The following is a 23,719-nucleotide window of genomic DNA, read 5'->3' on the forward strand; positions in this document are numbered from 1 at the left end:
GATAATATAGAAAAAATCTAAATTTTAAGCGAATTTTGCCATCCTGAGAAATTAAAACATTTAAATACTATTGACATATACATTAACATAATATAGAATTATGTTAATATACTATATTTACGGAGTTTTTTTATGACCCCTGTTCTTCAATTAATACTAACATTCGTTGTTCCTCTATTATGTATCGGTATATACGGCGTAATCAATAGAAAAAAAAATTACGGCAATAATGATTTTAATGAAATGTTTGCTGAAGAAAAAGCTGTTTTGGAAGGTATTGTAGAAGAAAAAATATCTGAAGTTAGAGATAATGCTATAGATCTGGAAATAGCAGTTAAAAAAGCTGGATTTATAAGCAAATCTATGGAAGAGGATCTAGCTAAATTAAATAAAAGGATTGAGTCATATAAAGACTATAAAGCTGCGGTATCTCAGTATCAGGAGCAGGTTGATTCTCTTGAAGAAGCTTATTTGGAGATATTAAATAAGGTAGATACTGTATTAAAAGAACGTAATACTATAGAAAAGACTTATAAAAGAATATCCGATGTTAAGGCTAAAATGACAGAATTAGAAAAGAATGTCGGATCTATACAGGATAAATTGATAGAATCTTATAATTCTAAATTAAATGAGTTTGAAAGCGAACTTTATAAGAGGTTTGATGCTCTTACTACTAACCTTTTAGCTCGTGATGCTCATTACAGCACTATGGCAGAACAGGAAAAAGAGAAAATATCAGCTCTTACAGAAGAATTCAAACTCCATGTTGCTAAAAAAGAAGAATTGTTTACTAATCAGCTTACTCAGCTTGCTGAAAGAACAGCCCGTCATAATATAGAACAATTAGCAGAATTATTTGAGAAAGGCAGAGATGAGCTTATAAACAAATATTCATCATTCGCTGATGAGATAGATGTTAAATCTAAAGATATAGAAAATCGTTATGAAACTTTAAGCCAGTCTAAAGACGGACTTGAAACAGAATTGAATAATTTAAGAGATACTATACATGACAGACTTAATTCTATAACTGAATCAAGCGTATTAGAATTCAAGGATGAAATGGAAAAAACTAAAGAGATGCTTTACTCTACTCTTAAAGAAGGACTTGAAAAAATAAGTCAGGATAAAGAGGAGTTTTTAGATTCTATAGAACAGAAAGCGCATTCTTTAGAGAAGTCTATAGATGATATAAAAGATAAAGCAGACTATATAAGCAAAGATTATGCTGAAAAAGCTCATCAGTTAGAGAGTGAGTTCTCTGTATTAAAAGATGATATAAATAACAGATTCATAGCTGAAGTAGAAAATTTCTCTAATCATATAAGAAATGTACTTGAAAATGAAGATGACGGAGTAATAACTCTTTACAGAAATAAAACTAAGGAACTTAATGACTTAATCATATCTATAGATGGTATGAGTGAAGAAACTATGCTTAAAGCTGAAAGCAGATTTGAGGATATAGTTAATGATATAGATAAATTAAAAGATGATATATTAACTAGAGCTCAAGATGATATGGAGTACTCTATAGATAAAGCTAGAAGTTCTTTAATAGCTGAAATCAATGAGCTTAGAAATGATGTTGAAACAGAAACTAATCTTTTGAAAGACAAAATAGATGAAACTCATTATCAAACTTCTGAGATAATATCTATACTTAATAATAAACAGGAAGAAATACTTGATTCTTTAAATCTACAAAAAGAATATTTATATAAAGATTTAGAAGCACAGGCTAATGACAGAGTTAATGAAATAGAGAAATTATTTTCTTCTGTAAAAAGTGAATTAGAGGAAAATATTGATTCATATATAAAAAATACTTCTTCTGATTTAACTGCTATTGATGAGAAATTATCAAGTTTAAAAGAACAATATGATAAAGCTTCTTCTGATATAGATACTTTAAGTAAGAATACAGAATATAATTTAAAAGAAAACCTAGAAAAACGTTTAGAGATATTAGAGCAATCTTCAGTTGAAATCAATGGTTTAGTGAGCAGAGCTAATGAAAAATTAGATACAGGAATAAAAGATACTGAAGAAAAAATAGATGATATAAAGAAAGAAATTTCACAGTACAGTGATGCTTACATAGAAAGTTTGAAATCTCACTTGAAAAATGTTTTAGATGATTATGAACAAACAAAAATGAAAGCTATAACTGACAGTATTGATTCTGTTATAAATCAGGTTGATGAAAGTGAGAAAAGACATGATGAATTAATAAGCAATATAGAAAGCTCTATCGATGAGTTTAAAAATAAAATGGATTTAGCAATAAATGAAAATGTTAAATTCAACGAAGAAAACAAAAAAGAAGTTGTTGATATGCTTCATAATGAACTTCGTCAGGCTACAGATGCATTTGATACTCTTTTGAATGAAAAAAGAGATAGTATGAACAAAATAAAAGATGAAATTGAAGATATAATGCATAGAGTAGAAAACGGCAGAGATGCTTTTGAACGTACTATAAATAAAGTATATGAAAATGCTGAAGATAAAGAAAAAGCATTAATGTCTGATATAGAAGATAAATATAATTCATTAGATAAGAAAATAGATGGCGTGTTAGATGAAAGAAGAGCTGATTTGAATGCTATAAGTGCAGAATACAATGCCATGCTCGAAAAATATTCTAACAATTTAAAAGATGATTATGAGGAATTGAAACATCATGCCTCTTTAATGAGCGATGAATATAAAATTCGTATAGAGAATTTAGGTGAAAGAATCAATGAAATAATTGATAACGCTAATAATATGCAGTCTATTATTGATTCTAAAGCATCAGAAATAGATTCTTATATAACTTATAAGAAAGAGGAAATAGACAGAAAGAGCAGCGATATATTTGCCGGCGTAGAAGAGAATGCATCTAAAAAATTAGATGAGCTTAGAGAGTTAATAGATAATTCTATAAACAAATATCAAGATGAAATAAAAGAAATAGAAACATACAGACTTGAAGAAAAACAGAATATCATTCAGGATATAGAAAATATTGGCGCTAACATAAGAAAAGATTATGAACAGTATACTAATCTTCTTGAAGACTTCTATAATAAAGAAAAAGACTCTTTAAATGATTATGCTAATAATTTAAAAGATGAAATAGAAAAAGCGAGAGAAGAATCTGAAGCTAAACATCTTACCAATGAAGCTAATTATATAGATGAATATTTAAATAAAACATCTTCAAAAATAGATGAAGAAGTTAATCGTTTAAATGAAGAATTAAACAGTTCATTTAATACTTTATATAGCGGATTCTCTAAAATATTAGCTAAAATAAGAAAATCTAACAATAAAAAATTATTGCAGTATATTGCTAAAATCAAAAGACATGCTAATAAAGTTATATCCAATACAGCAGCAGAAGTTAGAGATAGTCTTGGCTTAACATTGGAAGATTTGAGAAATGAGTTTATATCATTGAAAGACAATGTTGATGAGAGATTAAGAGAAGAAGCTGATAAGTTAATTTCTAATAATGAAAATGTACTTGCTATATTGGATGATCATAATAATAGATTGGAACAGATCAATGATTTAAGCAATAGTATAGAAAATATTAAAGAAACTTTATTAGAACAGATTAATGACTTAAATTCTCATTTGTCTGATACCAATGAAAATTTCAATAATATAATAGACAATATAAAATCTTCTATAATAGACAGAGATGAATTGATTGAACTTCAGAATAGTGAAAAAGAGTTCTTAAAAAATCAAATAGATGATATTAAAGAAGAATTTGAACTTTTCAAAGATCAAATGTTAAGAACTAATGAAGTAGAAATACCTGCATTATTCGATGAAGAAAAAGAAAGAATAGAGAATATGTTTGATGAGTTCAGCAAAAATTTACTTATGAGACTCACTGACAATGAAAGCGATATACATTATATAAAAGATGTTCTATCTGAAGAAAGAAGTCATTTAATATCCCAAATAGAGATTTTAAGAAAAGATGTTGATGATATAAAAGATGATAACAGAGTTACAGTTTTATCGGAAGAAAAAGCTGTACTTGAAAATTCATTAACTGCTTTAAGAGATGACTTTGATAAAATAATCGATTTAGAGAATGATTTCGTTACTCTTAAAAACAGAATGGAAGGAATAGACAGCGGATTAAAAGATGATGTTAAAGATTTATCTGATAAATTGAGAGATTTAAAAAATAATTTAGAGGAAAAAATAGAAAAAGACTCTAATGGCTTATATAAAGATTTAGAATCTCTTAATGATAGTTTTGAAGCTGTAAGAAAGAATATGTCTTCATTCTTTAATAAAGATGAAATAGAAGAAATGCTTAATAATGAAAAAAGCAGATTAGATTCTATATTCGAAAGCTTAACTTCTAATAACGAAAACTTTAAAGATAGATTAGAAAAACGTATAGCTTATTTTGAAGATATGTGGTCTGATAACACAAGAATCAAAGCTATATATGCTTCTGATATAAGAGAAGAAGTTGAAAATATAAGAAAAGAAGCTGATGTTAAATATGACAATCATATTGCTGACTTGAAAGCAAAAATGCAGTTAATAGAACAGGATATATATGATTGGAAAAACGGCAATTTAAATACTTTGCTTGCTCAGTTAGATGAAGCTAAAAAAGGAATAGAAGAATTTATCAATACTTCAGAAGGAAAGAAAAATCAATTCCTTATTGATATGGTTAATGATATAGAGAAGAAAGAAAATGAAATTTATTCTCGTATAGATGAAAAAGTTTTAGAAGCTGAAAATAAACTTTCTTCTATAGATGAAAAATTAAACAAAGCTATAGGTAATAGTTTAGAGGAAATACATAATAGAATAAATGAATCTGTTGCTAAATATGATGAAGAAATCAAAAGAATCGAACATCATAGAGAAACTGAAACTGAAAATATAATATCTGATATGGAAGATTTAGGCAACAGCATAAGAGAAGATTATGAAGAATATTCTATTATGATAGATAAAATATATGAAGATGCTGTGTCTGAATTAGAAACTCATCTTGATAATATTAAAAAAGAGATAGAAAGAGCTAGATCTGAATCTGAGGAAAAACATGTAACCAATGAAAAGAATTATATAGATGATTATTTATTAGATTATTCAGAAAAAATTGAATCAAAAGTTAATGATAAGTTAAATATATTAACAGAAAGCAAGGCTCAATTAGATGATATGGTAAAAGAGTCTTTCAATGCTCTTAATAATAATTTGAATGATGTTATAAGCAGATTCAATGAAGAAGCTAATAATCAAATACATTCTGTTATAGATAGATTGGAGCAAGAGGCTGCAGAAAGATTGCATAATGATCAGAAGTATATAGCAGAATTGGAAGATCAGTTAAGAGCTATAAGTGTAAAAATAGATAATGAGATTTATAATATTTCTTCAAAATTAGACAATGAAATATCTGATGTTAAAACAAAATATAAAGATTTGAGTAACGATTTTGATGAAGCATTGGATATGATAAAAGCTTCTATATTTGATAGAGATGAGCTTATAGAATTACAGAATTCCGAAAAAGAAATGTTAGCTGAGCAGATTGAGACTTTGAAAACAGAATTTGATTCTTTCAAAGATGATCTTTTGAAAGCTAATGAGGAAGATATACCTACTCTATTTGAAGAAGAAAAACAAAAAATAGAAAAAGCATTTGAAGACTTTACTTCTAGTCTTTTAGATAGAATGAATAATTCTGAAAATGATATCAATTATGTGAAAGATGTTATAGTTGAAAATAGAAATGCATTCTTTGAAAAAATAGATAATATAAAAAGAGATATAGAATCTATAAAAGAAGATAATACTATAGCACAGTTGGCTTTAGACAAACAGTCATTAGAAGATTCTTTCAATACTATTAAAGCTGATTTTGGTAAATTAGCTGATTTGGAAAATGCTTTGTATCAATTAAGAGATAATGTTGAAGATATAGATTTGAATTTCAAAGATGATATGAAAGTATTATCTGATAGATTTGAAGAATTTGAAAATAAAGCTGTAACTGATGAAAGATTCGATAATTTATCTTTCAATATAGATGAGATTAGAAATAATTTAAAAGACTCTATAAATAAATCTTCTGAATTAGAGAATAAATTTTCATCTATAAAAGAAAACCTTATACAGGCACTAAGCAAAAATGAGAATATAGAAACTTTATTTGCCGATGAAGTACAAAAATTAGATGATCTATTTAATAATTTAAAGACAGATAATGCAGAGTTTAGAAACAGATTAGAAAAACGTATAGACTATTTTGAAGATACTTGGTCTGACAGCGGAAGAATTAGAAGTCTTTATGCTGCTGATTTGAGAGATGAATTAGAAAATATAAGATCTGAAGCAGATATTAAATTAGAAAATTATGTTAATGATTTAAAATCTCAAATAGAAGCTGTTAATAATGATGCTTCTGCTTGGAGAGATGAATATATTAACAATCTAAAAGAAAAAATTGATTCTATGGATAAAGATATATCCAGCTGGAAAGACGGACGTATTAATGAGCTATTAGATCAGTTAGAGAATGCTAAGAAAAGTATAAAAGATTATTTAGAATCTTCTGAGTACAAAAAAGAAGAGTTCCTTTCTGATATACTTGAAAAAATAGAAGATAAAGAAAATTCTATCTATAATAGAATAGATGCTAAAATAGAAGATATTGAAAACAGATTGTCTGCTGTTGATGGAAAAGTGTCTGATGATATATCAAGAGGTTTAGAAGAAGTAGAAAATATAGTAAATAAAGCTATAAATAAATATGATGAAGAGATTAAGAATATTGAACATCATAGAGCTGAAGAAAGCAGTAAATTATTAGATGATATACAATCAGGATATGATTATTATTCTAAACTTATAAATACTACATATAAAGATTCATTATCATCTTTGGCTGATTATACTAACAGAATAAAAGCTGACATAGAAAAAGCTAGAAAAGAAGCTGAAAATAAACATGTAAATAATGAGAAAAATTATATAGATCAGTATTTGAAAGACTATTCTGCTAAATTAGATGATAAAGTTAATGAGAAAATTAATATATTAAATGACAGCAAAAATAAATTAGATGATATGATAAAAGAGTCATTCAATACTCTTAATGTTAATTTGAATGATGCTATATCAAAATTCAATCAGGAAGCTGACTCTAAAATCAATAGTACTATTGAAAAATTAGAGAAAGATGCATCTGAAAGATTCTTCAGCTATAAAACTTATATATCTGAATTAGAAGATAATTTAAGAGCTATTAATGCAAAAATAGACAATGAAATATATAATGTCTCTTCAAAGTTCGATAATGATATAGCAGATTTGAGAAACAAATACAAAGAATTTAGTATTGATTTTGAAGAATCATTGGATATGGTGAAAAGCTCTATACTTGATAGAGATGAACTTATAGAACTTCAAACTTCTGAAAAAGAACTTTTAGCAGAAAGAATAGATGATCTTAAAAATGAGTTTGAAAGTTTTAAAGATGAAGTATTAGTAGCAAATAGAGATGATATACCTACTCTGTTCGATGAGGAAAAGGAAAGAATAGAAAAAGCATTCGAAGATTTAACTAATACTTTATTTGATAGAATAAATGATTCTGAAAAAGATATTAACTATATAAAAGATATAATTTCTGAAGATAAAATTTCATTACTAGAAAAGATAGATAATTTGAAATCAGAAATTGATACTTTAAAAGAAGATGATGCTGTAAGTCAATTAAATTTAGATAAACAAGCTTTAGAAACTTCATTTAATTCTATAAAAAATGATTTTTCAAGATTAGGAGAATTAGAAAATCATTTATATGAATTGAAGAATAGCATGAATAATGTTGATTTAGATTTAAAAGATGAAGTTAAAAGTTTAGCTGACAAATTTAATTCTTTTGAAAATAGAATCAAAGAAAATGATGCTAATATAAGAGATATAGCTTCTAATGTTGATAATTTAAATGATAATATCGGAGATTTAAATTCTGATATTAATATAATTAGAAATGCTATAAATGATTCTATAAATAAATCATCTCAATTGGAAAATGCTATATTAAGAGATAAGGAAGCATTAGAAAATAGATTATTTTCTATAAAAGAAAATTTGATGTCAATATCATCTAATAATAAAGTTTCAGATACTTTATTTAATGATGAGATGAAAAAATTAGAAGATCTATTTAATAATTTCAAAAATGACAGTATAGAATTCAGAGATAGATTAGTTAAACGTATAGAGTATTTTGAGGATACTTGGGCAGATAATACAAAAATCAGAAGCTTATATGCTGCTGAAATGAGAAATGAATTAGAAGAAGTTAAAAAAGAAACAGAATTAAAATTCGAGAATTATCTAAATGATTTAGCTGGAAGAATAGAAACTATTGATGAAAATATATCTAGCTGGAAAGATGGAAAAATTAATGAACTTCTTTCAGAGTTAGAATTGGCTAAAAGTAATATAGCAAGTTATTTAGAAACAACAGAAGACAGAAAAGAAGAATTAATATCTGGTGTTTTATCTAAAATAGAAGAAAAAGAGAATGCTATATATGATAAAATAGATTCTAAAATATCTGATATAGAAAATAAATTATCTGTTTTAGATAATAAAGTATCTAATGACACAGCTAATAAATTAGAAGAAGTAAGAGAAATAGTAGATAATGCTATAACTAAATATAATGAAGATATACAAAATATAGAGCATTATAGAATTGAAGAAGGAAATAAACTTTTAGATGATATAAAATCAGGATATGATTATTATTCTAAATTGATAAATTCCGCTTATAAAGATTCTTTAGCTTCTTTGTCAGAATATACCAATAGAATAAAAGCTGAAATAGAAGATGCTAGAAAAGAAACATTGTATAACAATAATGTAGATAAAAATTATATAGATGAGTATTTAAAAGAATATTCTGATAAATTAGAAAGCCAAATTGCAGATAAAATCAATATATTAAATGAAAGCAAGAATCAATTAGATGATATGATGAGAGATTCTTTTGCTACATTAAATAGTAATTTGAATGATGCTATAGTTAAGATAAATGAAAATGCAGATAATAAAGTAAATGCAGTTATAAGAAAATTAGAAGCAGAAACATCAGACAGATTGCTTGATTATAAAGAATATATGAAAGAATTGGAAGATCATTTAGCTTCAATAAATAATAAAATAGATAATGAAATATATAATGTATCTTCTAAATCTGACAGCGAAATATCAGATCTAAAAAATAAATATGATGCTTTGAATATAGACTTTGAAGAAACATTAGATTTGATTAAAAGTTCTATTTTAGATAGAGATGAACTTATAGAACTTCATAATTCTGAAAAAGAACTTTTGGCAAATAGAATAGATGAACTCAAAGAAGAATTTGATAATTTCAAAGAAGAGCTTTTATCTGAAAGAATAGATGAGCTTAAAAATGAGTTTAAGAGTTTCAAAGATGAAGTATTAAATGCTAATAAAGATGATATACCTGCTCTATTTGAGGAAGAAAAACAAAGAATTGAAAATGCATTTGAAGAGTTTACAAATAATCTATTAGATAGAGTAAATATTTCAGAAAGTGATATCAATTATATAAAAGATGTTATTTCTGAAGATAAACTTACTCTATTGGAACAAATAGATAATTTGAAAGCTGATATAGATTCATTAAAAGAAGATGATGTATTCACTCAATTAAGTTTAGAAAAAGAAGCATTAGAACAGTCATTTAATTCTATAAAAAATGATTTTGCTAAGTTGGAAGATTTGGAAAAACATTTATATGAATTAAGAGATAATATGGAAGATGCTGATGTTACTTTAAAAGATGAAGTATCTAACTTATCTTCTAAATTTGAAGATTTAGAAAATGCTATAAAAGAAGATAGAGAAAATATAGAAAAAGAATTTACTTCAAGCTTAAATAATGTTAATGCTGATATAGATAATATTAAAAATGATATAATTAATTCTATAAATAAATCTTCAGAATTAGAAAATACTATATTGAAGAATAAAGAAGAATTAGAAAATAAATTGTCAGCAATAAAAGATAATTTACTTTCAATGACTGGAAGAAGTGAAACTATAGAAACATTATTTAATGAGGAAGTTTCTAAATTAGAAGAATTATTTGATAAAGTTCATAATGGAAATATAGAGTTCAGAGACAGATTAGAGAAACGTATAACTTATTTTGAAGATACTTGGTCAGATAGTACAAAGATAAGAAGTTTGTATGCTTCTGAAATGAGAAATGAGTTAGAAGAGATAAAGAAAGAAACTGAAATCAAATTTGAAAATTATCTAAATGATTTGAATAATAAAATAGATGCTATAAATGATGATATATCTATTTGGAAAGAAAATAATATTAATGATTTATTAGCTCAGTTAGAAAGTGCTAAAGAGGATATATCTGCTTATTTAGATACTACAGAAGATAAGAAGAATAAACTTGTCACTGAAGTTTTATCTAAAATTGAGGAAAGAGAAAATAATATATACAGCAAACTAGATGAAAAAATAGCAGATATAGAAAATAGATTATCAGAAACAAATTCAAAGCTTAATGATGATATAGCAGTAAATTTAGATAATCTTAATAATATGATTAATGATGCTATGGCTAAATATAATGAAGAGATAAAGAATATCGAAAATTATAGAGCTGTAGAATCTGATAAATTATTAGAGGATTCTAAAAAACTCATTGAGGATATAAAAAATGGTTATGAGCATTACTCTAATTTGATAAATGAGGCTTATAATAATTCTGTTAATTCTTTGACAGATTATTCTAATTCAGTTAAAGCTGAAATAGAAAAATCAAGAGAAGAATCAGAAGCTAAACATTTAAATAATGAAAAAAATTATATAGATGAGTATTTGAAAAATTATTCTGATAAATTAGATAGTAAAGTATCAGAAAAAATTGATAGTTTAAATACAGCTAAAGATAGTTTGGATAGATTGATAAAAAAATCATTCCATAAGTTAGAATCAAATGTTCAAGATGCTATAGCCAAATTTGAAAAAGAATCTAATAGTAAAGTGTTAGAAGTTATTAAAAAATTAGAAAATGATGCTAAAACAGTTATATTTGATAAAAATGAATACAGTGTTTATCTAACAGAGCAATTAGGTATTATATATAAAAAAATAGAAGATGAAATATCTAAGATCAATGAAAAAATAGATAGCAATTTATCAAATGTTACAGAAAAGCTAGATTCTAATATAGTTTCATTGAATAATACTATTTATGATGATATTAATACTATAGTTGAAAAATATGAATCTTTAAGTAAAGATTTTGATTCTTCATTAGAAGTATTAAAAGATTCTATATTAGACAGAAATGAATTATTAGAAATGCATTCTTCTGAGAAAGAGCTTTTGGTTTCAAAAGTGGATGAGCTTAAAAAAGAATTTGAAAGCTTCAAAGAAGATATAGTAAATAGTAATAAAGAGGCTATTCCTACTCTATTTGATGAAGAAAAACAAAAAATTGCCAATGCTTTTGAAGAGTTTAGTGAAGCATTATTAGACAGAGTAAATAATTCAGAAAGCGATATCAATTATATTAAAGATATAATATATGAAGATAAGTCTTATATCTTAGATAGAATAGACAATTTGAAGAAAGAGTTATATTCTTTAAGAGACGATGATACTATTAACAGATTGACTTTAGAAAAGAATACTTTAGAAGAATCATTCAATTCTATAAAAGATAATTTCTCTAAGTTAGAGGATCTTGAAAATAATTTATATCAATTAAGAGATGATATGGCAGATGTTGATATAAATTTAAAAGATGAAGTTAAAAATTTAGTTTCAAAAGTAGAAGAACTTGACTCTAAAATAAGAGAAGATGTTTCTAGAGATTTAGAAGATTATTCAAATGATTTAAGTATGCTTAATACTAATGTAAACACATTGAATGATTATATAGAATCTATAAAGTCTAATATGCAGGATTCTTTGAATAGAGCTTCTGAAATAGAAAATAATATATTAAAAGACAAAGAAGAATTAGAAAATAAATTATCTTCTATAAAAGATAATTTACTTTCTGTATCCGGCAAGAATGATAGTATAGAATCATTATTTAATGATGAGATTCAAAAGTTAGAAGGTCTTTTCGATAAAGTAAGAAACGATAATATAGAGTTTAGAGAAAGACTTGAAAAACGCATAGAATATTTTGAAGATTCTTGGTCTGACAGTGCTAGAATAAGAGGTTTATTCTCTTCCGATATAAGAGATGAAATAGAAAATGTTAAATCATACACAGAATTGAAATTTGAAAATTCTATAAATGAATTAAAAGAAAAAATGGATTCTATGAATGATGACATTGCTGTTTGGAAAGATGAGCATATTAATGATATGAATGCTAAGATGGCATCTATAAATGCTGATTTAGAATCATTTAAAGATGAATATTTAAATGAGCTTCAATCAAGAATAGATTCTATGGATAGTGATATATTAAGTTGGAAAGATGGAAGAATCAATGAATTATTAGCTCAGCTAGAAGAAGCTAAAAATAATATTGAAAGCTATATAGATAATTCAGATGTTAAAGCTGAAAAATTATTATCTGATATTTTATCAAAAATAGAAGAAAAAGAATCTCATATCTATAATAAGTTAGATGAAAAGATATCTGATATAGAAAGCAGATTATCTGATACAGATTCAATACTTAATAATGAAATAAGCAGTAATTTGAATAATCTATATAATATGCTTAATGAAGCTAAATCTAGATATGATGAAGAGATAAAAAATATAGAAAATTACAGAACAGGTGAAAACAATAAATTATTAGAAGATTATCAAAAACTTATTGATGAAATAAAATCAGGTTATGATCATTATTCTAATTTAATAAATGAAACTTATAATAATTCTTTGAATTCTTTGAAAGACTATTCTAATTTGGTAAAAGAAGAAATAGAAAAAGCAAGAGAAGAATCAGAATCTAAGCATTTAAGTAATGAGAAAAACTATATAGATAATTATCTAAAAGAATATTCTGATAAATTAAATAATGAAATATCAGAAAAAATGAATATGCTTACCGAAGCCAAAGAACAATTGGACAATATGGTAAAAGAATCTTTTGATAATTTGGAAAATAGCTTTAATGATGCTGTAGTAAGATTTGAAGAAGAAACAAGCAATAAAGTTTTAGAAGCTATTGATAAATTAGAGAAAGAAACAGAGTCTGTACTATTCAAGAAATATATGTCTGCTTTAGATGAGAAGATACATTATGTAAATGAAAAATTATATAATGAAACTTCTAATCTAAAAGAGAAATATGAAGGTTTAAGCTCTGACTTTGATGATGCTATTGATATTATAAAGAATTCTATAATAGACAGAGATGAATTGATATCATTACACAATGATGAAAGAAATGAAATTATTGAAAGATTTGAAAATCTTAAAAACGATTTTGAGTCATTCAAAGAATCATCATTGAAATTTGATAATGAAGATGTTCCTGCTCTATTTGAGAATAAGAAAAAAGAGATAGAGCATATATTTGAAGAGTTTACAAGTGCTGTTGTTGAAAGAGTTGATATAACTGATGATGAAGTTAATAAATTAAAAGATGCTATTGTTTCTGATAAATTAGATCTATTAGAAAAAATGGATAATTTAGAAGTTGAGATAGAATCTATTAAGAAAGATAATACAGTAGAACAGTTGGCTTTAGAAAAGAAAGCTTTGGAAGATTCTTTCAATGCTATAAAAGCTGATTTTGCTAAATTAGAAAATTTAGAAACTAATTTGTATCAATTGAAAGAAAATATGTCTGATGTTGATGTATTATTAAAAGATGAAGTTAAGGCTTTATCAAGCAAATTATCTGATTTTGAAGAAAGAATAAAAGATGATATAGTTAGAGATTTAGATGAATATTCTATAGAATTAAATAATCTTTCTGATAATGTAGGAAAATTAAATTCAAGAATAGATGATGTTAAATCTCAAATAGAAGACAGCATTAATAAATCTTCTGAATTAGAAACTCTTATTTCAAATGAGAAAGAAGAATTGGATAATAAATTATCTTCTATTAAAGATGAATTAGTATCAAGAGATGAAAATAATGATACTATAGAACAGTTATTTACTCAAGAAAAAGAAAAATTGAATGATCTTTTCAATCAAATAAAAGAAGATAATAAAGAGTTTAGATATAGATTAGAGAAACGCGTTGCTTATTTTGAGGATACTTGGGCAGACAGCAGTAGATTAAAAAATATTTTCTCAACTGATATAAGAGAACAGTTAGATAATATTAGAAATGATAATGAGATTAAATTCGAAAATTCTATAAATTATTTGAAGAACAAAGTAGAATCTATAGATAATGATATATCTAATTGGAAAGAAAATACTGTTGATGAATTAGTTAAACAATTAGGCGAAGCTAGAGAAAGCATATCTAATTATTTGAATGATTCAGAAATAAAAGGAAAAGAATTAGTAGATAATCTTTTATCTAGAATAGATGAAAAAGAAAATAGAATGTATCAGACTCTAGAAGATAAAGAAAAGAACATGTATCAAACTTTAGATGATAAAGAAAAGAGTATGTATCAAACTTTAGATGATAGAGCAAGAAACATGTATCAATCTTTAGAAGAAAAAGAAAAATCTATGTATGAAGTCTTGGATAATAAGGTACAAGATATAGAAAGCAGATTATCTATTATTGATTCTAAATTGAATGATGATATAAGCTCTAATGTAGAACATCTTTATAATATGCTAAATGAAGCAGTAGCTAAATATGATGAAGAGATAAAAAATATTGAGCATTATAGATTGGATGAAAATAATAAGATTTTAGATGATATTGATAATGTAGGAAAAGAGATAAGATCTTCTTATGAAAATTATTCTAAACTCATAGATGAAGTTTATAATAATTCTCTTAATTCATTAAAAGATTATTCTAATTCTATTAAAGATGAGATAGAAAAATCTAGAGAAGAAACAGAAGAAAGACACTTATCTAGTGAGAGAGAATATATTGATGAGTATTTGAAAGGATACGCAGAAAAATTAGAATCTCAAGTATCTGATAAGATAAACATATTGAATGATGCTAAAAATGATTTGGATAATATGTTAAAATCTTCTTTTGATGATTTAGAAGCAAGATTTAATGAATCTATGACTAAATTTGAAGAAGCTTCAGATAATAGAGTATTCAAAACTTTACAGGATATAGAGAAAAAAGCAGATGATGTAATTTATGGAAATAATTATATCTATAAGATTGAAGATAAAGTTAAAGACTTCTATGGTAAAATAGATACTAAACTTCTTCATTTTGCTGACAGATATGAAACTTTAGAGAAGAAAATATATGATTTAGAAAGCAATCAAAATTATATATACAGACTCGAAGATAAAATCAGAGATTTGAATGAAAAGCTAGATGATAGAATTACAAATTTTAATGAAAGATATGATAATTTGAGAAAATCTTTCGATGACAAGTTTGCTTATATAGAAAGTGCTGTATTGAATAATGAGCAGGTTCAAAAATTGAGAGATGATTTCATTATTTTCAAAGATGATGTATTGAAAGCTAATAGAAATGATATACCTGAATTGTTCAATAAAGAAAGAGAAAAGTTTGAAGAGTTATTTAATTCATTCACTAATGATATAGTATCTAAATTAGACGATTCTAATGCTAATATAGAAGAGTTCAAAAATACTATATATGAAGAGAAGAATTCTATATTAGAAAATATGGAAGCATTCAGATATGAATTAGATGAGTTAAAGAACAATGATTCTATTGAGGCTTTAGAGTCTGAGAAAGCTAGATTGGAAGATGCATTTAATTCTTTCAGAGAAGAATTTGAAAGACTTTATGATTTAGAAAGTGAAGTTTATAATTTGAAAAGTAATTTAGACGGCATAGATTCTAACTTAAGAAATGATGTTGATAAATTATTTGATGAAGTTTCCGAATTCAAATATGCTTTAGAAGAAAAAATAGATATATTAGAAGATAATACAGTTTCTAGAGATCTATTTGATGATGACAGAGAAAAATTATATTCTTTATATGATGAGCTTGAAGCAGGCAATAAAGACTTTAAAGATTTAATGGATAAGAGAATAAGTTATTTTGAAGATACTTGGTCTGATCCTAATAAGGCTTTAAAACTTTATGAAAATGCTTTAAGACCTGAAGTTGATGATTTGAAATCTGAAATACTTTCTAATGTACAAAATCAGGTAAATGAAATGGAAAGCAGCCTATCTGCTTGGAAAGATGGTAATTTATCTCTTCTTTTAGAGCAGTTGAAAGAAGCTAAAGAAAATATTGATAACTTTATAGAAAGTTCTAAGGATAAGAAAAACGGTATTATTGCCAAAATGATATCTTCTATCAAAGAAGAAATATTAGGCAAAGAAAGTGAAATAAATACTCGTCTTGAAGAAAAACTTTCTTCTGTTAATGAAAGAATTGCTGATTTTGAAAATAAATTAACTTCTGATGTAAGCAAATTCAATGAGATGATATCTGAAGCAGTAGATAAATATCAAGATGAATTGAAGAATATAGAATCTTATAGATTGGAAGAAAATGAATCTATAATGAGAAATTTGGAAGAGATTGGAAGAAATATAATTTCAAATTATGAAAATTATTCTAGAATGTTAGACTCTGTTTATGAGAATAATAAAAACGCTTTAGATGAGTATTCAAACAGCTTGAGAATAGAAATAGAAAAAGCTAGAGTTGATACTAATAAAGGCTATATAGATGAATATTTAAGTGAATATTCTTCTAAAGTAGAAGCTGATATAAAAGAAAGACTAGAAGAGCTTGAGAAAAATAAATATAATTTAGATATTATGGTAAATGATTCATTTAATAATTTGAATCAAAGCATCAATAACGCTGTATCTAAAATGATAGAAGATTCTGATTCTAAATTAAGAGATGTTATAGATAATTTAGAAGTTCAGATAAATGATCTTATAGCTAACAAAGAAGATGAAATAGCTAGCAGAATATCAGCTTATGAAGCAGAACTAAAAAATGATCAGACTTCTTCACTTGAAGATATTAAAAATGAGTTATTAGGTCTTTATAATGAGTTTAAAGAAAATGTTGATTATGATAATTTGAAAGATATATCTGAAAAATTAAATGTTTTAGAAACTTCATTATCAGAAGTTAATACTCAACTAGAAAATAAAGCTAAAGATATTTCTGATAGAATAGATTTAGAGAAAGAAGAATTATATACTTCTGTAAATAAATTATCTTCAGAATTTGAGGATTTCAAATCTAATATAGATGAAAGATTTAAAACTCAAGTAAGTGATTTTGTATCTAATAATGAACATATATTGTCACTATTCGGTGAGTACAGTGAAAAAATTTCTTCTGTTACTAACATATTAGAAGATATAGAAAATGTTAAAGTATCTCTTATTGCTGAAATAAATAAGGTAAAAGAAGAAATAGATAGTAAATATTCAAGTCTCACTAAAGACTTTGATAAGTCTATAGATGAGATAAAAGATGCTGTATTAGATAAAAATAATATACTTCAATATTATATAAACGAAAAAGAATTGTTATGGAAAGAGATTGATGCTTTGAAAGCCACTTTTGCTTCATTGAAAGATGGTGTATTGAATTCTAATGAAGTAGTTGTTCAAGAAGCTCCTTCTGTAATTGATAGTGAAAAAGCTCGTATACAGTCTGTTATAGATGATGTATTTGAAACTTTAAGTGCTAAAATAAGTAATAATGAAGATAGTATTGCTAATTTAGAATCTTCTTTCTCTGAGTATAAGTCACTTATAGCAGATGCTATAGACGGATTTAAAGATGAAATTTCTTCTATAAGAAATAGCAACAACTATGATGATTTAATTGAGGAGAGAAACAGATTAGAAGAATCATTTAATTCTATTAAAGATGATTTCTCAAAAATAGAAGATTTGGAAAAAGAGTTACATCTTGTTAAAGATCAATTAAAAGGTGATAATAGCAGTTTAATCGATGAAGTAATGAGACTTTCTGATGAACTTGAAGAATTGAAATCTAGCTTATCAGATATGAATAATTCTAATAATGTAAACAGTGATAATGATATTGATGCTGTTTATGAGGATTTCAAACAGTTACATGAAAGTTTAGAATCATTTAAAGAAAGTGTTATACCTCAATTATCTAGTTTCAGTAAATTAGAAGATAAGATATCAGAAAACAGGGAAGAAATTTATAAATACATAAATAGTATAATGTATTCTTTACCTGAAGCTTATATAAGCAGAGAAGAAATATCAAATTTAGAAACTCAATTGTATGATATCTTTAATAACTTCAATGACGGTATAGTATCTATAAAGAATGATTTAGTTTCTAATATAGAAAAAGATACTAAAGAGTTTAAAGACAGAATAGAAAAGAGAATAGAATTCTTTGAAGATACATGGTCCAGTGAAGAAAAACTTGTAGAATTGTATGGAAATATAATAGCGGATAATTTTGATGTATTAAAACAAGGCTTAGAAACACAATTCAGCGATTCATTTGCCGAGTTTAAAGATAAAATAGAAAATATGCAAAATGATTTGAATAATTGGAAGTCTTCTAATCTTGATGTTATAACTGATACATTAAATAATGCTAAAGATATAGCCGCTGATAATGCTGATTATTCTGAAATTAAGTCTATGATAGATACTTTAAAAGAAGATATCTATAATAAACAGTTAGAACTTCAAAATGACTTTGATTCTAAATTAGAAGAAGGTATTTCAAATATAGAATTACAAATAAATACATTTGATGATAGAATCAAAGATTTAGAGTATGGTCAAGGTAATTTAGAATCTGATTTATCTTTATACAAAGAAAAATTAGATTCTATATTAGATGATTATGAAGAGAAGGTACAATCTAAAGTTATTAATCTTAAGAATAGCTTAAAAGCAGAAGAGAAAGATACTTTGGATTATATAGAGAACAATATAAGTTCTATAAAAGATGATATTAACAGTTCTAGCAAAGGAGTAGATTTAAAAATAAAAGCTTTAGAGTCTTATATAAGCAAGATAAATAATGATATTAATACTAATACTTTGAAACTTTCTAATGAATTAGCTAAAGATAAAAAAGAACTTCTTGATACTATAGATGAGTTTAGAAAAGAGGTTTATGATAGAATAACTGAAGAAGTATCAAATAAAGATTCAGAGCTTTTAAATGATTTTGAAGAGTTTAAAAATAAGATAATAGATGCTGTTCCTAATATGGATGAACTTGCAGAACTTTTTGTATCTGAAAAAGAAGATATAACAAATGAATTTGAGGAGTTTAAAAACGAACTTCTTAGCACTCAGTCTGATAATAGAAATTTTGCTAAAATGTTTGAAGAAGAAAAGGCAAAATTAATAGATGAGCTTGATCATTTCAAATCAGCAGTAAGAGTTGAGTATATATCTGCGGAAGAAAGATTTGAAGCACTGAAGAAAGATTATATGAATAACTTGAATAATCTTTTGGATGTTGAAAGAGCAGATTTAGAATCTTCATTTGAAGAGATAAGAAAAGAGATTAATAATATAAAAGATAGCTCTGTATCAAAAGAGGAAATAGAGAAACTTATAGATAGTTATAAGAATGAAATAGGCTCCTCTATTGAGAATAAAAAAGTTGAAGTTTCTGAAAATGTTGAAGCAGGAAAAGTTGATACTTCCTATGTAGAGAAATTAATAGAAGAAGAAAGAGCTAGAATAAATGAGACATTAGAATCATTTAGAAAAAATATAGAAGAAAACTACTCTACTGTTGAAGCTGTTGCTGAAGTCCTTTCTAAAGAGCAGGATGAAGTTGAAGCTAAGTTATTAGGTATGAAAGAAGAGATACTTAGTGAGATGCCTACTTTAGAAAATGTAAGTCAGATATTTGTAGATGAGAAAGAGAATCTAAAAGAAGAACTTAGAGATGAATTTGTTTCTTTAAGAGATGAAATATTAGGTTCTGTACCTACTAATAATGATTTAGCTAATATGGCTCAGCAATATGGTGCTAAGATTAGAGATGATTTCCAAATATTAGAGCAGGATTTCTCTGAAAGTATAAAAAGATATAAAGAAAATTTATCTAATGAGATGCTTGGATTTAGAAATGAGTTTAATGATAGAATAGCTAATATTAGAGATCTAGCTGAGGCTTTACAGGCTGAAAGAGATAGATTGATGGCTGAAATAGATGATATTAAACTTAAATATGAGAGCGGAAGCATATATTCTAATGAGGCTATAAATAACATAGAAGGCGACAGAGACAGACTTCTAAATGAATTTATAAACTTCAGAAAATCCATAGTTGAGCTTATCAAAGAACAAGATGAAACTATGACTATGTTTAATCAGGAGAAAATTAATATCATTGATAGTATAGAAGCTTTGAAGAATCAGATTTCATTCGATACTATAAGCAGAGATGATGTAGTTTCTATGATTGAAGAAGAAAGAAGACAAGTTGCTGAAATGTTTGAAAGCATACAAAATGATTCTATAGATACTGATTTAAGATATCTTACAGATTCTTTCAGAGATGATATTATAAAAGTATTTGAAGAATCTAATGATGAATTTAGAAAGCGTGTAGAAGCGAGAATAGTTCATTTTGAAGATGCTTATGCTTCAGCTGATAGAATAAAAGAATTCTATAAAGATGCTATAGTTAAAGAGGTGGATAATTTAAGAGGAGAAGCTGAACAAATACTTGTAGATTTGAATGATAAAGTAGAAAATGCTAAAGAGCAAATAGAGCTATTGGAGAATGATAAAGTACAAGGCATAATCAGTAAAATAGATGAAGCTGAAAATGATATAAATTCTTTAATAAACACTATAAAAGCTAATATTAAAGAACAGGAAAATGAGCTTAGAATGTTAAGCCAGTCTCAAAAACATATATCTCAGGAAGTAGAAACCGTTCGCAGAGAGAGAGAGGCTCTTATGGATATGGTTAAAAACTCTGATATAAATATAAGAAACAAACTTGAGAGTTTAACAAGTGCTGTATCAGAGGCTGCCGAGCTTGCTTCATCTAAGATAGCTGAAAAAGAAGCTGCATTCAGCAGTAAGGTAAAAGAAGCTGAAGAGTATATTAATTCATTGTCTGATAGAATGACAGAAGAAAATAATAATGCTTTGACTAAGGCTAGAGAAGATGTTAATAATTTAGTTGTTTCATTTAATGAATCTGTAATTAAAGAAACTAATGACTTAACACCTCATATAACTAATACAGTTCAGAATTTCATTAATAATGAAATGAGAAAATTTGATAAATTCTCTGATGTTAGAAGTGCTATAGAGGGCATAGAGAATGATATTAATAATAAGATAACTGAAGCATTCAATAATATGAATAAAGAACTTGAGGATAATATTGTTGAATTTAGAAAGAAAATAGATACATATCAGGAAGAGTTTATCAGCGAATTGAAAATGTCTGTAAATGTTGAAGGTGAAAAAGCGGTTGATGAGATAAAATCTTTACATGATGATGAAGTAGCTAAATTAAAAGAGATGTATCTAACTACTGAAAAATTCTATACAGATAGACAAGAGAAAAATCATGAAGATTTCTCAAAATTATTTGAAGAAGCTTATAAAGAATACAATGAAAAAATAGAATCCTTATATGCTCAATTAGATGATACTAAACTTCAAATAAGTACTTCTGTTGAAGATGTTGTTGCTGATTTGAAACAAGCTTTAAGTATAAAAGATGAGTTTTTGACTTCAGTTGAAAACAACAAAGAAAAACTTGAAGCTGTTGAAGAGCAGATGAATAATTTACAAAATGAATTTGCACCTTCAGTAGAAAAATTAAAAGCTATAATAGAGGAGAAAGCATTAGAATTACAAGAGAAAATCGATGAGTATTCTCAAGATATAGAAGTTCAAGGAGATAAATTCAATTCTAGATTAGAGGAATTATCTAATAATGCTAAAGCTACTATAGAAAGTAGAGTGAGTGAAGCTGATTCTATAATAGAAAATATTTCTAACAGAATGGATACTTTATTAGAAGAGAAGAATTCAGAGTTTGATGCATTAAAAGCACATTATGAAGGACTTTCAGAATCATTGACAGCATTGAAAGATACTATATCAGAAGCAGTTAATGAAAGAATAGAAGAAGCTAACAGCATTATAGAAGAGAATGTTCAGACTATAGAAGAAGCTGCTAATGAAAAATATGAAAAATATATAGCAAGACTTAATTCTAATTTAGAACAAACATTATCTCTTTTAATGAATGATGCTAAAGAACATATACAGAAAGCTAAAGATGAAATAATTAAAGCTCATACTGATAATTTAGATGAATATGATCAGAGAATTACTAATATGAAAGATATTGTTTCAGCTTTAGAAGAAGATATCACTAAATATTCTTCTGAGATAGATGCAAGACTTGAAAATATTAATTTAAGCTATGATGAAAAAACAAATGTTATACTTAAAGATTTTGAAAATAGAACAGATGATTTGAAATTGAAATTGAATGATGCAGCTGAGGCTATTGACAAAATGCTTGATGTAAAAACTAATGATATTTCTTTAGAGTATGAAGCTATGAAATCAAAAATAGATGATATAGCTAGGGATATAGAAAAATATATGAATACTGTTAAAGTATTTGATAATGCTAAAGAAATGGCAAACTCTATAAAAGAGGATGTTTCTAAATTGAACACTTTAGTTGAAGATACTAAGGCTACAACAATTGAAATGAATAAGACTATGTCTGAGTTTGATAATTTGAAGAAAATGCATCAGGATATATTAGGTTATGCTGAAAGTCTTAGAAAAGAAAAAGACAGCTTGAAAGATACTCAGGAAAAAGTAAATCTATTAATGGAAATGTCTGGTGAGATCCAGGAGAGATTCGTTAATATAGCAGAAAATAATGCTATGATTGAGCACACTGAGGAAGGAATACAGGTTGTTATAGATATAGCATCTCAAATAGAAAATAAACTTTCATTCATTAAGGATAAGGAAGAATATGCTGATGATATATTACAACAAATAAGAAAAGCTGAGATAGAAACAGAAACTATTTTAGAAAGAGTAGACAGCATAAAAGAAGCTATGGTAGAAATAGAAGATACTAGAAAGAACTTCATGGATAAGATTTATTCTTTAGAAAGAGATATGGCTAAAATAGATAAGAATGATAAGAAAGTTCAGTTATTTATTTCTAAATTAGAAGAAGTTAATGACATAATAGATGCCATACAAGATCAGAGAGAAAATCTTGTTCGTATGAAGAATCAGTATGATGATTATGATAAAAACATAGTGAATAATTTGGGAAGAGCTGAATATTTAGTAAGATATTTAGAAACTTTACTTGATAATGCTGATAAATACATATCTGATAAAGGTGTTAAAACTACTTCTAAAAAAGGAACACCTAAAATAGATAGTAAGAAAGAAGAGTTTATAATTAGAATGTATAAAGAAGGTTGGAAACCAGATGAGATAGTTAAAAATAGTTCATATTCAAGAGATGAAGTTGAAAGAACTATAAAAGCATGGAAAGATAAGCAATCCAGAGGATAATTTT

1 protein-coding gene is annotated in these 23,719 nt (G+C 25.9%); it reads left to right on the top strand.

Annotated elements, in window-relative coordinates; translation table 11 throughout:
- Nucleotides 1–132 precede the first annotated feature (132 nt).
- Nucleotides 133–23,715: a SpiroCoCo family coiled-coil protein gene (locus BRSU_RS05755; protein ID WP_048594323.1), complete on the top strand. Its 23,583-nt coding sequence runs from the start codon at nt 133–135 to the stop codon at nt 23,713–23,715.
- Nucleotides 23,716–23,719: the final 4 nt, after the last annotated feature.

The sequence above is a fragment of the Brachyspira suanatina genome (assembly GCF_001049755.1).
Classification (GTDB): domain Bacteria; phylum Spirochaetota; class Brachyspiria; order Brachyspirales; family Brachyspiraceae; genus Brachyspira; species Brachyspira suanatina.